This is a genomic window from Bradyrhizobium yuanmingense (genome assembly GCF_900094575.1).
In the GTDB taxonomy this organism is placed as follows: domain Bacteria; phylum Pseudomonadota; class Alphaproteobacteria; order Rhizobiales; family Xanthobacteraceae; genus Bradyrhizobium; species Bradyrhizobium yuanmingense.
Genome location: NZ_FMAE01000013.1, coordinates 1 through 12,021, shown reverse-complemented (window position 1 = coordinate 12,021; position 12,021 = coordinate 1). Strand labels below are relative to the sequence as shown.

At 57.0% G+C, this 12,021-nt stretch carries 11 protein-coding genes and 2 pseudogenes; 12 read left to right on the top strand and 1 reads right to left on the bottom strand.

The annotated features are described in order from the left end of the window. Window positions 1–15 precede the first annotated feature (15 nt). From sufC to fdxB, 10 genes and pseudogenes are all read left to right on the top strand, one after another. Window positions 16–330 (top strand): annotated as a pseudogene (sufC, locus tag GA0061099_RS39460) (Fe-S cluster assembly ATPase SufC); the annotation flags it as partial. Between the two features lie 59 nt (window positions 331–389). After that, a pseudogene (locus tag GA0061099_RS43175) lies at window positions 390–1,046 on the top strand (aminotransferase class V-fold PLP-dependent enzyme). Between the two features lie 316 nt (window positions 1,047–1,362). After that, complete coding sequence (gene nifD / locus GA0061099_RS33900; RefSeq protein WP_036032034.1) at window positions 1,363–2,865, top strand: nitrogenase molybdenum-iron protein alpha chain; 1,503 nt, start codon at window positions 1,363–1,365, stop codon at window positions 2,863–2,865. 65 nt (window positions 2,866–2,930) lie between these two features. Beyond that, window positions 2,931–4,487: a nitrogenase molybdenum-iron protein subunit beta gene (gene nifK, locus GA0061099_RS33895; RefSeq protein WP_036032032.1), complete on the top strand. Its 1,557-nt coding sequence runs from the start codon at window positions 2,931–2,933 to the stop codon at window positions 4,485–4,487. A gap of 94 nt (window positions 4,488–4,581) precedes the next feature. Further along, a complete protein-coding gene (nifE, locus tag GA0061099_RS33890) occupies window positions 4,582–6,225 on the top strand; it encodes a nitrogenase iron-molybdenum cofactor biosynthesis protein NifE (protein ID WP_036032030.1) in 1,644 nt (547 codons plus the stop codon). A 9-nt stretch (window positions 6,226–6,234) separates the two neighbouring features. Further along, entirely contained in the window at window positions 6,235–7,644 is a 1,410-nt protein-coding gene (nifN, locus tag GA0061099_RS33885) for a nitrogenase iron-molybdenum cofactor biosynthesis protein NifN (RefSeq protein WP_036032028.1), read from the top strand. Beyond that, complete coding sequence (gene nifX, locus GA0061099_RS33880; RefSeq protein ID WP_036032026.1) at window positions 7,641–8,036, top strand: nitrogen fixation protein NifX; 396 nt, start codon at window positions 7,641–7,643, stop codon at window positions 8,034–8,036. The genes nifN and nifX overlap by 4 nt, the downstream gene beginning before the upstream one ends. A 6-nt stretch (window positions 8,037–8,042) precedes the next feature. Continuing rightward, on the top strand, window positions 8,043–8,507 hold the full coding sequence (locus GA0061099_RS33875; RefSeq protein WP_036032024.1) for a NifX-associated nitrogen fixation protein: 465 nt from the start codon (window positions 8,043–8,045) through the stop codon (window positions 8,505–8,507). A gap of 12 nt (window positions 8,508–8,519) precedes the next feature. After that, on the top strand, window positions 8,520–8,720 hold the full coding sequence (locus GA0061099_RS33870; protein WP_036014914.1) for a CCE_0567 family metalloprotein: 201 nt from the start codon (window positions 8,520–8,522) through the stop codon (window positions 8,718–8,720). A gap of 11 nt (window positions 8,721–8,731) precedes the next feature. Then, complete coding sequence (gene fdxB, locus GA0061099_RS33865) at window positions 8,732–9,031, top strand: ferredoxin III, nif-specific (protein ID WP_036032022.1); 300 nt, start codon at window positions 8,732–8,734, stop codon at window positions 9,029–9,031. Between the two features lie 23 nt (window positions 9,032–9,054). Here fdxB and GA0061099_RS41540 read toward each other — a convergent pair whose 3' ends face one another. Next, the gene (locus GA0061099_RS41540; protein ID WP_157786094.1) at window positions 9,055–9,213 is read right to left on the bottom strand and encodes a hypothetical protein; all 159 of its coding nucleotides are present in this window, start codon (window positions 9,211–9,213) and stop codon (window positions 9,055–9,057) included. Window positions 9,214–10,292: 1,079 nt separating this feature from the next. On the opposite strand from GA0061099_RS41540, the gene GA0061099_RS33860 reads away from it, so the two are divergent. Continuing rightward, window positions 10,293–11,168, top strand: coding sequence for a host specificity protein (locus GA0061099_RS33860; RefSeq protein ID WP_244621044.1), 876 nt, complete (start codon window positions 10,293–10,295; stop codon window positions 11,166–11,168). 579 nt (window positions 11,169–11,747) lie between these two features. Then, a partial coding sequence (locus GA0061099_RS33855; protein WP_074448262.1) for an IS5/IS1182 family transposase occupies window positions 11,748–12,021 on the top strand: 274 nt, incomplete at its 3' end.

The window sequence follows — 12,021 nt, the reverse complement described above, 5'->3', positions numbered from 1 at the left end:
TCCGTATCCCGTTGAGTTTCCGGCGTGACTACAATGAACTTCCTGCGGGCCGCACTGAACGCCCGACGCAAGGCGCGCGGCGAGCAGGAATTCTACACCCGCGAATTTCTGAAATGAGACGGTTGGCTTAACTTCGCCCAGGACATGCTCAAGCGCGGCTTCAATGTCGGCTTCTTCGGTCGCGAGAAGAAGCGCAACGAAGTTTTGCAGATGGCGCTGTTCGAGCCGAGCCTGTGCGGCCTGGACGAGATCGATGCTGGCCTCGACATCGACGCGCTGCGTATCGTCGCCAACGCAATCAACGGCTTGCGTTCGCCGGGTCGACGGCTCGCAAGGAATGCGTCCATCTGAACGCCGACTTCTGCGAGATCAATTGCGATTTCTAAGTCATGACGGGTCACAAACTGTACAGTCCGACTGGGGTCGGGGTACTTTACGGCAAGTCTGAGCACTGGCCTCGATGTCGCCCTTCAACCGGAAGATGATTCGCGAGGTTGCGTTCCAGTGTCATTTACGGCGATCCGCCACACCAGGTCAAAGCGGGTACGCCGCCGATCGTCGAAGCCCATCGGTTTAGGCGCCGCTGTCGATTACATCAATTCAATAGGCAAGGTGCAGAACCACACGCACGAGAAAATACTGCTCGGTTACCCGGAGGAGTCTCAGGCCATCAACTTCGTGCGCATGATCGGGACTCCGGCCGAGAAGGGCCGATCATTTCGTTTGAAGTGAAGGGAACACATGCGCATGATATTACCGCCATGCTCGACCGCGCCGGTGTAGCCGTTCGGACGGGGGCGCACTGTGCGATGCCGCTGCTCAAGTGTTTCAGCCTGCTGGCGACGTGCCGTGTGTCCCTTGGACTTAAAAATACACCGCGACTGCAGTGCTCTGCGATTGAAGGCGGAAGTCGGCCGCAAGCGGGCTGGCCGACATCACCTGCTGCGATGATGATGACGTGCACGATCCCATGCTGCAGAGCTCAACGCGAGCTGCGTCGCCTCGTTTACGCTCGCCAGGTCACGCGAGCAGTTGCCACGGCCTGATAAGGGCACGCACGGGCACATCGATCTCTTCGCAGCATCTGTAGGTTTCAGTAAGTATAGAAGCATTGGCAAGCCTGTCAGAACTGGGAAGGAATTCCAGGCAGAGCCCGCCTTGTTCCATTTCGAACGGGGCCACACCAAGAGTTCTCTGCGAAAGCGGGATGTCGGATTCGCAACAACGCCCGTGTCACCGCACGAGGCGCGCTAAGTAGCTTTGATTGTTACGGTCTTGGTGCTCACGAGACGCTGGCATGCTGGTTGCAAAAGTCTTGGTCAAGAAGCCGCCCTCGCAACAGCTAACCTTGAAGGACATCAGATGAGCCTCGCCACGACCCAGAGCATCGCAGAAATCAGGGCTCGCAACAAAGAGCTGATCGAGGAGGTGCTGAAGGTCTATCCGGAGAAAACCGCGAAACGGCGTGCCAAGCACCTCAATGTTCACCAGGCCGGAAAGTCAGACTGCGGCGTGAAGTCCAACATCAAATCCATACCTGGCGTGATGACGATCAGAGGCTGCGCCTATGCAGGCTCAAAGGGGGTGGTCTGGGGACCAATCAAGGACATGGTTCATATCAGCCATGGCCCCGTCGGCTGCGGTCAGTATTCGTGGGGTTCGCGTCGCAACTATTACGTTGGCACCACAGGTATCGATAGCTTCGTGACCCTGCAGTTCACCTCCGACTTCCAGGAAAAGGACATCGTATTCGGCGGCGACAAAAAACTGGTCAAAATTCTTGATGAAATCCAAGAGCTGTTTCCACTCAACAACGGCATCACGATCCAATCGGAATGCCCGATCGGATTGATCGGTGACGATATCGAAGCCGTCTCACGAGCGAAATCCAAGGAATATGGCGGCAAGACCATCGTGCCGGTCCGTTGTGAGGGCTTCCGGGGCGTGTCGCAGTCACTGGGCCATCACATTGCGAACGATGCGGTGCGAGATTGGATTTTCGGGCATCTCGAGGGCGATGGCAAACCCAAGTTCGAGCCGACGCCGTACGATGTTGCGATTATCGGAGACTACAATATCGGGGGCGACGCCTGGTCATCACGAATTCTGCTGGAGGAGATGGGCCTGCGGGTAATCGCGCAGTGGTCCGGCGATGGCTCACTGGCTGAGCTCGAAGCAACGCCGAAGGCAAAGCTCAACATTCTGCATTGCTACCGTTCGATGAACTATATCTCACGCCACATGGAAGAGAAGTTCGGTATCCCGTGGTGCGAGTACAATTTCTTCGGACCATCAAAGATCGCAGAGTCCTTGCGCAAGATTGCGGGTTATTTCGACGACAAGATCAAGGAAGGGGCCGAGCGGGTAATCGAGAAGTATCAGCCGCTCGTGAACGCGGTGATCGCAAAATATCGGCCTCGCTTGGAGGGCAAGACGGTGATGCTGTACGTCGGCGGGCTCCGTCCGCGTCATGTGATTGGCGCATATGAGGACCTGGGGATGGAAGTCATTGGCACCGGATACGAGTTCGGTCACAACGATGACTATCAGCGGACAGCTCAGCACTACGTGAAGGACAGCACGCTTATCTACGATGACGTCAATGGCTACGAGTTCGAGCGCTTCGTCGAAAAGCTCCAGCCTGACCTTGTCGGGTCAGGTATCAAGGAAAAGTACGTTTTTCAAAAGATGGGTGTGCCGTTCCGGCAGATGCACTCTTGGGACTATTCGGGTCCATATCACGGCTATGACGGATTCGCGATCTTTGCGCGCGACATGGACATGGCTATTAACTCGCCGATTTGGAAGAAAACGAAGGCCCCCTGGAAGGAAGCTTCGAGGGCCAAGCTCCAGGCTGCGGAATAAAGCAACTCATCTCGCTTGGGAAAGCCGGGCGATACCAATCTCGACGATAGTGAAGGATTTCACCAATGGCGCAGAGTGCCGAGCACGTGATCGATCATGTCGAACTGTTCCGCGGTCCAGAATACCAGCAGATGCTGGCCAAGAAGAAGATATTCGAGAACCCTCGCGATCCCGCCGAGGTCGAACGTATCAAGGAATGGACGAAAACCGCCGAATATCGCGAAAAAAACTTCGCGCGGGAGGCGCTAGCGGTAAATCCAGCCAAGGCGTGCCAGCCGCTTGGCGCCGTATTCGCCTCTGTTGGCTTTGAGCGCACGTTGCCCTTCGTCCACGGCTCGCAAGGCTGTGTGGCCTATTACCGCAGTCATTTGTCGCGGCACTTCAAGGAGCCTAGCTCCTGTGTCTCTTCGTCAATGACGGAAGACGCTGCCGTATTCGGCGGTCTGAACAACATGACCGACGGGCTGGCGAACAGCTACAACATGTACAAGCCCAAGATGATTGCGGTTTCCACAACCTGCATGGCCGAGGTGATCGGCGATGACCTCAACGCCTTCATCAAGACTTCGAAAGAAAAAGGCTCGGTTCCGGCGGATTTCGACGTGCCGTTCGCCCACACGCCGGCGTTCGTCGGCAGCCACGTCACCGGCTATGACAATGCGCTCAAGGGCATTCTGGAGCATTTTTGGGACGGCAAGGCCGGAACAGCGCCGAAGCTTGAGCGCAAACCGAATGGGGCGATCAACATCATTGGCGGATTCGATGGCTATACCGTTGGGAACCTTCGCGAGATCAAGCGCATCTTGGAGTTGATGGGCATCCAGCATACGGTTCTCGCCGACAATTCTGAAGTGTTCGATACTCCGACCGACGGCGAATTCCGGATGTATGATGGTGGTACGACGCTGGAGGATGCGGCGAACGCGATTCATGCCAAGGCGACTATCTCCATGCAACAGTGGTGCACGGAAAAGACGCTGGCATTCGTGGCGGAGCATGGCCAGGACGTCGTATCCTTCAACTACCCGGTGGGCTTATCTGCAACGGATGACTTCATCGTCGCGCTGTCACGCCTCAGCGGCAAGGAGATTCCCGAGCAACTTGCGCGAGAACGTGGCCGCCTGGTGGACGCCATCGCCGACTCCAGCACGCATGTTCATGGCAAGAAGTTCGCGATCTATGGCGATCCGGATCTTTGCTATGGGTTGGCTGCGTTTCTGCTCGAACTTGGCGCCGAACCGACCCATGTGCTGTCTACCAACGGCAACAAGGCATGGCAGGAAAAAATGCAGGCGCTGCTTGCAAGCTCGCCATTTGGACAGGGCTGCCAAGCCTATCCCGGCCGAGACCTCTGGCACATGCGCTCACTTCTGTTTACTGAGCCCGTCGATTTTCTGATTGGCAACACCTACGGGAAGTACCTGGAGCGTGATACCGGAACGCCACTGATCCGCATCGGCTTTCCGATTTTTGATCGGCATCACCATCACCGCTCCCCCCTATGGGGCTATCAGGGCGGCCTGAATGTGCTGGTGAAGATCCTGGACAAGATCTTCGACGAGATCGACAAAAACACCAACGTTCTTGGCAAAACGGACTACAGCTTCGACATCATTCGCTGATGAGCGACTGCGCGTGCCATCGCCCAGGCAATGGGCGATGGCACGAGCACATGGTCATTGAGTTTGCAATTTGTTCGCCCTGAGAGGAAACAGGATGAGTTCACTAGCGGCCACGGTCCAGATTATCTTCGACGAGCCAGGCTGCGCCAAGAATGGCAGTAAGTCAGAGGCTGAACGCAGGAACGGCTGCACCAAACAGCTGCAGCCGGGTAGTGCTGCCGGCGGCTGTGCTTTCGATGGCGCCAAGGTTGCGTTGCAGCCGTTCACCGACGTGGCTCACTTGGTACATGGTCCGATCGCGTGCGAGGGCAATTCCTGGGACAATCGGGGTGCGGTGTCGTCCGGCTCGGATCTGTGGCGCACCGCATTCACAACCGATTTGAGCGAAACCGATATTGTATTCGGAGGCGAGAAGCGGCTTTGCAAAGCGATCAAGGAGATCATCGACAAGTACGATCCGTGCGCCATCTTCGTTTATCAAACCTGCATCCCAGCGATGATCGGCGACGACATCAACGCAGTCTGCAAGGCGGCATCTCGAAGATTTCTAAAGCCGGTGATCCCGATCAATTCTCCGGGCTTCGTCGGTTCGAAGAATCTCGGCAACAAGCTGGCCGGCGAGGCCTTGCTTGACTATGTGATCGGTACACGAGAACCGGACTACACCACCCCGTACGACATCAATCTCATCGGAGAATACAACCTTTCGGGCGAGCTCTGGCAAGTGAAGCCATTACTAGACGAGCTTGGAGTACGAATTCTCTGCTGCATCTCAGGCGACGGCAAATATCGCGAAGTCGCTTCATCTCATCGCGCACGGGCGGCTATGTTGGTGTGCTCAAAGTCCATGATCAACGTCGCACGCAAAATGGAGCAACGCTACGGGATTCCATTCTTCGAGGGTTCTTTCTACGGTATTCAAGATTCGAGCGAATCGCTACGGCAGATTGCCCGCTTATTGGTTGAACGCGGGGCCCCGACAGATCTGCTCGGGCGCACCGAAGCGTTGATCGCGCGCGAGGAAGCGTGGGCCTGGGGTGCGATCGAGCCGTATAAGCCACGGTTCGGAGGCAAAAAGGCCTTGTTAATGACCGGGGGCGTCAAGTCATGGTCGGTCGTTGCGGCACTCCAGGAAGCCGGGCTTGAGTTAGTCGGCACCAGCGTAAAGAAATCGACCAAGGAAGATAAGGAGCGCATTAAGGAGCTCATGGGGCATGATGCCAATATGATCGAGAATATGACACCGCGCGAAATGTACGAGATGCTGAAGGGCGCAAAAGCGGACATCATGCTATCGGGCGGCAAGTCGCAGTTCGTCGCGCTGAAAGCGGCGGTGCCTTGGCTCGATATCAACCAGGAGCGTTGCCACGCCTATATGGGCTATGTCGGAATGGTCAAGCTGGTGGAGGAGATCGATAAGTCGCTCTCCAGTCCGATGTGGGAGCAGCTACGTCGACCTGCGCCATGGGAGGCGTTGGCCAAGGCGATGGAGCAGATGCAATCGCCCGCGACCGCGCTCGCCGACCCGGCGCTCGCCGAAAAGTCGCGCCGCGCCAGGAAGATCTGCATCTGCAACAGGGTCGATCTGGGCACGATCGAGGATGCAATCTACGCGCATCGCCTGAGGAGCGTCGAAGCGGTCAGGGAGCATACCAATGCGGTCGGTGGCTGCTGTCAAAGACGTATCAACGAGATCTTGGTGTCCGAGCCATCTGCCATGCGACAGGCCGCAGAATAGGGAGGCGTCATGGCCATCGTCACGACGCCGACAAAAGCCTGCGCTGTCAACCCGCTGAAGATGAGCCAGCCGATCGGCGGCGCATTCGCCTTCATGGGGCTGGGCGGGGCGATGCCGCTTCTGCACGGCTCCCAGGGGTGCACATCCTTCGGGCTCACGCTCTTTGTCCGGCATTTCAAAGAGGCTGTACCGCTGCGGACCACCGCGATGAGTGAGGTCACGACTGTACTGGGTGGTTATGAGAATCTCGAGCAGGCGATACTGAACATCTACAAGCGAGCTAAGCCAAAGATCATCGGAATCTGCTCGACTGGCGTCACCGAGACCAACGGCGACGATGTGGATGCCTACCTCAAGCTGATCCGGAGCAAGCATCCGCAACTCGCAAAGTTGCCGCTCGTTTACGTCTCGACACCTGATTTCAAGGGTGCGTTCCAGGACGGCTGGGAGAAGGCTGTCGCGCGCATTGTGGAGGTGCTGGTGGATGGGCCAAATGCCAGTCGCCTGAGGGATCCATCGAGGGTGAATGTTCTGCCGGGATGTCACCTCACGCCCGGCGATCTTGATGAACTCCGTGTCATACTGGAGGATTTCGGGTTGTCTCCGTCCTTCCTCCCTGACCTGGCGGGATCGCTCGATGGGCATATCCCCGATGAGTTTACGCCAACGACCGTCGGCGGCATCGACGTCGGCGAAATTGCGAATATGGGCCGCGCCGGGTGGACGATTGCAATCGGCGCGCAGATGCGGCGAGCTGCAGAGGTCATGCAGGCAAAGACCGGCGTGCCTTTTCGTGTCTTCGAGCGGCTGTGTGGCCTTTGTCCGAATGATGAGTTCATGACGTTTTTGAGCGAGATCAGCGGCCGCCCGATACCCTTGAAATATCGACGCCAGCGCAGTCAGCTCGCAGATGCTATGCTGGATGCGCACTTCCATATTGGCGGTCGCAAACTTGCAATCGGTGCCGAGCCAGATCTTCTGCTCGATTTGTCCGGCATGCTGAGCGACATGGGCACGCAGGTGACCGTTGCCGTGACGACGACTCAGTCGGAGGTGATCGAGCGGATCAAGACCAATGAAGTGATCATTGGCGATCTCGCAGATCTGGAAGACCTTGCCAAAGAGAGGCATTGTGACCTGCTGATCACGCATTCGCATGGAAGGCAAGCGGCGGCGCGGCTGAAGGTGCCGTTCTATCGCGCAGGTTTTCCGATATTCGATCGACTTGGCGCGGGACACCAGCTATCGGTAGGCTACCGTGGTACGCGGAATGTGATCTTCGAAATCGCGAATCTCGTGATTGCGCATCGCGACGAGAACGATCAGCCTACGCCCGATAAGTGGCGGACTGGGCGCGTACTGCCACGATGCGCGGGCCATCGCAGCTCCACCGTCGCGACTGAGAGGTCGGTTGCATGAAAGTTGCGTTTGCCACTCAGGACCTGAGACGCGTCGATGCTCATTTTGGTTGGGCAAAGAATATCGCAATCTACGATGTCGCTCCTGGCGGGCACGTGTTTGTTAAAGCGATCGAGTTTGATGGCGATCTTAAGGAAGACGGCAGCGATGATAAGTTGGCGCCAAAGATCGAGGCTATCAATGATTGCGCAATCCTTTACGTCGCTGCCATTGGTGGTGCAGCGGCTGCGCGAGTGGTGGCCAACAAAATCCATCCTATCAAGGTGAGCAAACCGGAAAACATTCTAGTGCTCCTAGAAAAACTCGAGCGGGTGCTGAAGGGCACACCACCTCCCTGGCTGCGCAAGGTCATGGCAAAGGACCAGGGGAGAACGTTCGAGTTTGATGAATGAGGTGATATGACCGAAAAAATAGAGCAGCAGGCCAGCCCGGTCGACGCGCCATTCCTCATCGATTTGGTCAAGATTTGGCGTGCTCAGGATACTAACGGAGCCTGGGAAGGGAAGAGCGATCGTGATCTGCTCGAACCCTATATCCTGAACATGGAGAAGCGGCGCGCATTGCCGATTATTGGTGATCCCGATGCCAAGACACTGTGGCGGCTTGAGCTGTTCTTCAATGCAGTTGCGCTGTCAGTAGAGAGGGAGACCGGCGTTATGATTCAGCCGATTCTGAAGCTGCATCATGAAGGCTTCGGGCGCATAGTGCTCATCGCAGGGCGGTTGGTCGCCGTAAACAAGCAGCTGCGCGACGTGCATCGCTTCGGTTTCGACAGTTTCGTCAAGCTGGCTCAGGAGGGGGATAAATATGTCACGGATGGAGTTGACCTGATTCGGAAATTCCCCGACGTGGCGAACTATTGAGGATGCACACTCATGAGCGATCGTGAAACACTGAAGGCCGAACTTAGGAAAGTGTCTGCCAAGGCGATACAGGCCAAGATGGATCTGCACGACCTTTCGGAAGAACTGCCCATCAACTGGACCTCGATCATGGTGGTCGCGCAGAAGGCGTACGATGCTTATGCCGAACTTGAGCGCAAGAGCCTCGCCTTAAAGGCGCTGGAGAATACCTAGAGGGGCAATGCATGTCGTTTCAAACACGAGACGGACGCGACTGGACGCCACAATACTTGATCACGATCGATGCAAAGAAATGCATCGGCTGTGGCCGCTGTTTCAAGGTGTGCGGTCGAGATGTCATGACCTTGAAAGGAATCAACGAGGAAGGCGAACTTATCGAGCTCGACAATGGCGACGACGAGGAGATCGAGAAGAAGATCATGGTCCTGGACGATCAGGGTGCCTGCATCGGCTGCGGTGCGTGCGCCAGGGTTTGCCCGGCCGACTGCCAGACCCACGTTTCAGCTGCAGCCGAAACTGCATGAGCGAAGGCAGCTCTCCGCGGCCTTTAAGAGCAGCAGGTCCGGCTCGGTTTAAAGGAGAGCATCTTCAGGAACAGCTGGGCTGCAACGATATCACGTTTGTGGTAGGTCTTCAGGTGCTCATCCGCGTCGAGAACGCGGGCGATATCTTCCTGGAACATCAAATGCGAGAGGACGGCGATCATCCGTTGGTCTTGTCACGTCCTGCCAGGAGAGGCATGGAGCCCGTCTAGCGGAAATGGGTGTTGTTCACGTGGGCCGCAACCATTTAGTGCTTGATCCTAACCAGCACCCCGAAGTGTGGACGAGGAACGAGAACGACAAGTGGAAGCGGGTCGAAAGGCCCACGAGGTAGTCGTCCGTTCTTTTCGCAGGCACGGTGTCAACCCCGATAGTAAACGTGATCCACTGCCGGGTTCATGGTTCTTTCCGCGGTCGTCTCCACAGGGAGCCGCCGCATGATCGCGTTCAAGAGGTCTGCATCTCGACGTGAAGCGTGCGGCGTGTAAAGCCCGCAGGCACGACTTCAAGATGGCCAACACCTTCGTCCCGGCAGGGACGCTTGTTCCGCCGAAGGCGCATCTGGCGCGTTTAAGACTGCCTCATGCGGCGCGCATCTCTGGCCGGAACTCAGTGCCATCGGCGGTCAGGAAGAGACGCCAAAGAGTCTTTAGCTAGGCGCGCAGGATGCCCAACTGCCGGTGCCCGAGCGTGGCGAGCAATTTGCGGCGTTGCATTCGCAGGTTGTGTGGCTCGATCCTGCCCGCTCGAAACAAGCTCGTGGACGTGCGGCGCGCCGGCCGTTCTCGCTGGACAGCGGCGGATGTCGATCCAGTCCCAATCGACGTTGCCGGCGAGCTGAACCGCGCGTGCTTCATATTGACGATCTGGTCCAGCCTGGCCCGGAACAGATTGCCCGATCCCCGTCGTCCTGTGCTTCTTCGGCCGCATCGCCACCTCCGATGCGACGGAATTATGGCTGTCGATTCGAGGGAATCCAGAAAATGAAATTCCAAGACTCCTATGCCCGATGCACCAAGACCGTGCCCTCGCATATCAGTCCACAACGATGAGATGCGGTTCTAGCTCATTTGCTTTAGCCGCTCTTCACTGACGAGGAGTTAGCTTCCTCTCACAAGAGCCGGCGACAGATGCTCAACCTCGGCGCGTCAGCTCGTGGTCAGCTAGACATCTTACCATCCTCGGTAGAGCTCGAGCAACGCGAGCTCTGACCCCCAAACCGTACCGACAGGAGAGCGATCCGATGTATGGCCGAATTGTTGGCTCATCTAGCCAATCCACAAGCGCTACCCAGGCTGATGAAGCAAGGCATTCAGATGACGAGGGCTTTGCGGAAAGGCTTGCAGGCATGGCGCCCGATGCTGGCCCAAGTTCGTCTCAGGCAGCGACACGGCCGTACTCTGTAACTTCCCGACCTCCGATCAAAGAGATCGACAGTGATGAGTTCGGGGAAGAAGTGAAGGCCTTCTATGGCGACGACATCAAGTACATTGCCGAGCGTCCACTGGAGTACTCGGATTTCATATCCACAAAAGCTGAGCGCGCGGCAAACATTGCTAGAACCTATGGTCATACCGACGAAGATACCGACCAGGCGCGATATTACGCCTATCGCTTGGGTGACAAAACTGTCGGGCTTCTGAGGACAGAAGGCGGACTTCGGGTAGGAGGAAGGCGATTCAGCGCCCAGTTTCCCGGTCGCAACGCGGTCACATCCCAAGTAGATCTTCGGGTTACTCATCCGCTCGTTGAGAACGCTGGCGATATTCTACTTGAACATCAGCTTCGGCAAGACGGCGAACAAGCATTGATAATGTCAAAACCTGCGTTCCCAGGCATCGAGTCCCGTCTGGCTCAGATGGGCTTTGTTCCTGTGAGTGATAAGAATCACTGGGTACTTGATCCTCACCAGCATCCCGACAAGTGGACGCATAACGACGAAGGTAAATGGCAACGTGTAGGCAAACCTGAAGGATATCTTGCCGCCGAGAGTAGTGGTGCTCAGGCAAACATCGAGCGAGCTTCGAGTGAAGCAAGTGATGAGACAGAGTCGTCAGGCGATGACACGTCTTGGTACTTCGAGCGCCTCAATCTAGGCCCGGGGTCGGCTGCCGAATAGTTGCTGTTTACGAGGTCGGGCCTGAAAGCGGTGGCTACTCGTGGTCATTGAGTATGTTGCTGCAGGAATGGCTCGCCACTTCAACACGCGCTTGCGTCAGGCGGCGTGATCGCGCCCAGAGTGCTGCCCGATCAGCTCTGGGCCGCTCGCCGCCAACGCGGCTTAGCCCTCAGCTGCCTGCGCTGGCGCTGCGCAGCCCGGTGCTCCCCCACCGCGGTTGGCTAGGGCGGCGGTCTACCGACCAATCCTGCTTGAGTGGGGCATCTTGATACAGTGGGCGACATCGTCAATGCACCAAAGCAGAGCCCGTAAGAGCGGCGACGGCGCTCAAAGAGAGCCATGAAGTGATCATGAATCCGATTGAGAATAAGCAACCTGGAAATGATATGGTCTCTCTGCGGGACGGTCAAACTTGGCCGCGAGCCTGGTCAAGAACCGCGAAACCCTGCTGGCCTTCTACAACTTCCCTGCCGAGCATTGCGATCAACTGCGAACGACGAATGAGATAGACTAGGGTCTGTACCTAATTAGCGAACTCTGATTCCCTGGCAGCGGGTTGATTCCACGCGGGGGACTTCGATGCGCAAAGGACTGTTCTGGCTCAACGACAAGCAATGGGCTCTGATAGAGCCGCATCTGCCAACGAACCAGACCGGACCGGTGCGCGATGACGATCGACGCGTCATCAGCGGTATCATTCACATGCTTCAGTGCGGCGCACGCTGGCGCGATTGCCCGCCCGACTATGGTCCGTACACGACGATCTACAATCGTTTCAATCGCTGGGCCAAGCGCGGACATTGGCGGGCGATCTTTGAAGCGCTCGCCCGCTGCGGCAAAGACGGCGTGACTT

Bases quoted from the DNA above. Each gene is read 5' to 3' on its own strand.
- nifD (WP_036032034.1), top strand. From the start codon at position 1,363: ATGAGCCTCGCCACGACCCAGAGCATCGCAGAAATCAGGGCTCGCAAC.
- nifK (WP_036032032.1), top strand. From the start codon at position 2,931: ATGGCGCAGAGTGCCGAGCACGTGATCGATCATGTCGAACTGTTCCGC.
- nifE (WP_036032030.1), top strand. From the start codon at position 4,582: ATGAGTTCACTAGCGGCCACGGTCCAGATTATCTTCGACGAGCCAGGC.
- nifN (WP_036032028.1), top strand. From the start codon at position 6,235: ATGGCCATCGTCACGACGCCGACAAAAGCCTGCGCTGTCAACCCGCTG.
- nifX (WP_036032026.1), top strand. From the start codon at position 7,641: ATGAAAGTTGCGTTTGCCACTCAGGACCTGAGACGCGTCGATGCTCAT.
- GA0061099_RS33875 (WP_036032024.1), top strand. From the start codon at position 8,043: ATGACCGAAAAAATAGAGCAGCAGGCCAGCCCGGTCGACGCGCCATTC.
- GA0061099_RS33870 (WP_036014914.1), top strand. From the start codon at position 8,520: ATGAGCGATCGTGAAACACTGAAGGCCGAACTTAGGAAAGTGTCTGCC.
- fdxB (WP_036032022.1), top strand. From the start codon at position 8,732: ATGTCGTTTCAAACACGAGACGGACGCGACTGGACGCCACAATACTTG.
- GA0061099_RS41540 (WP_157786094.1), bottom strand. From the start codon at position 9,213: ATGATCGCCGTCCTCTCGCATTTGATGTTCCAGGAAGATATCGCCCGC.
- GA0061099_RS33860 (WP_244621044.1), top strand. From the start codon at position 10,293: ATGTATGGCCGAATTGTTGGCTCATCTAGCCAATCCACAAGCGCTACC.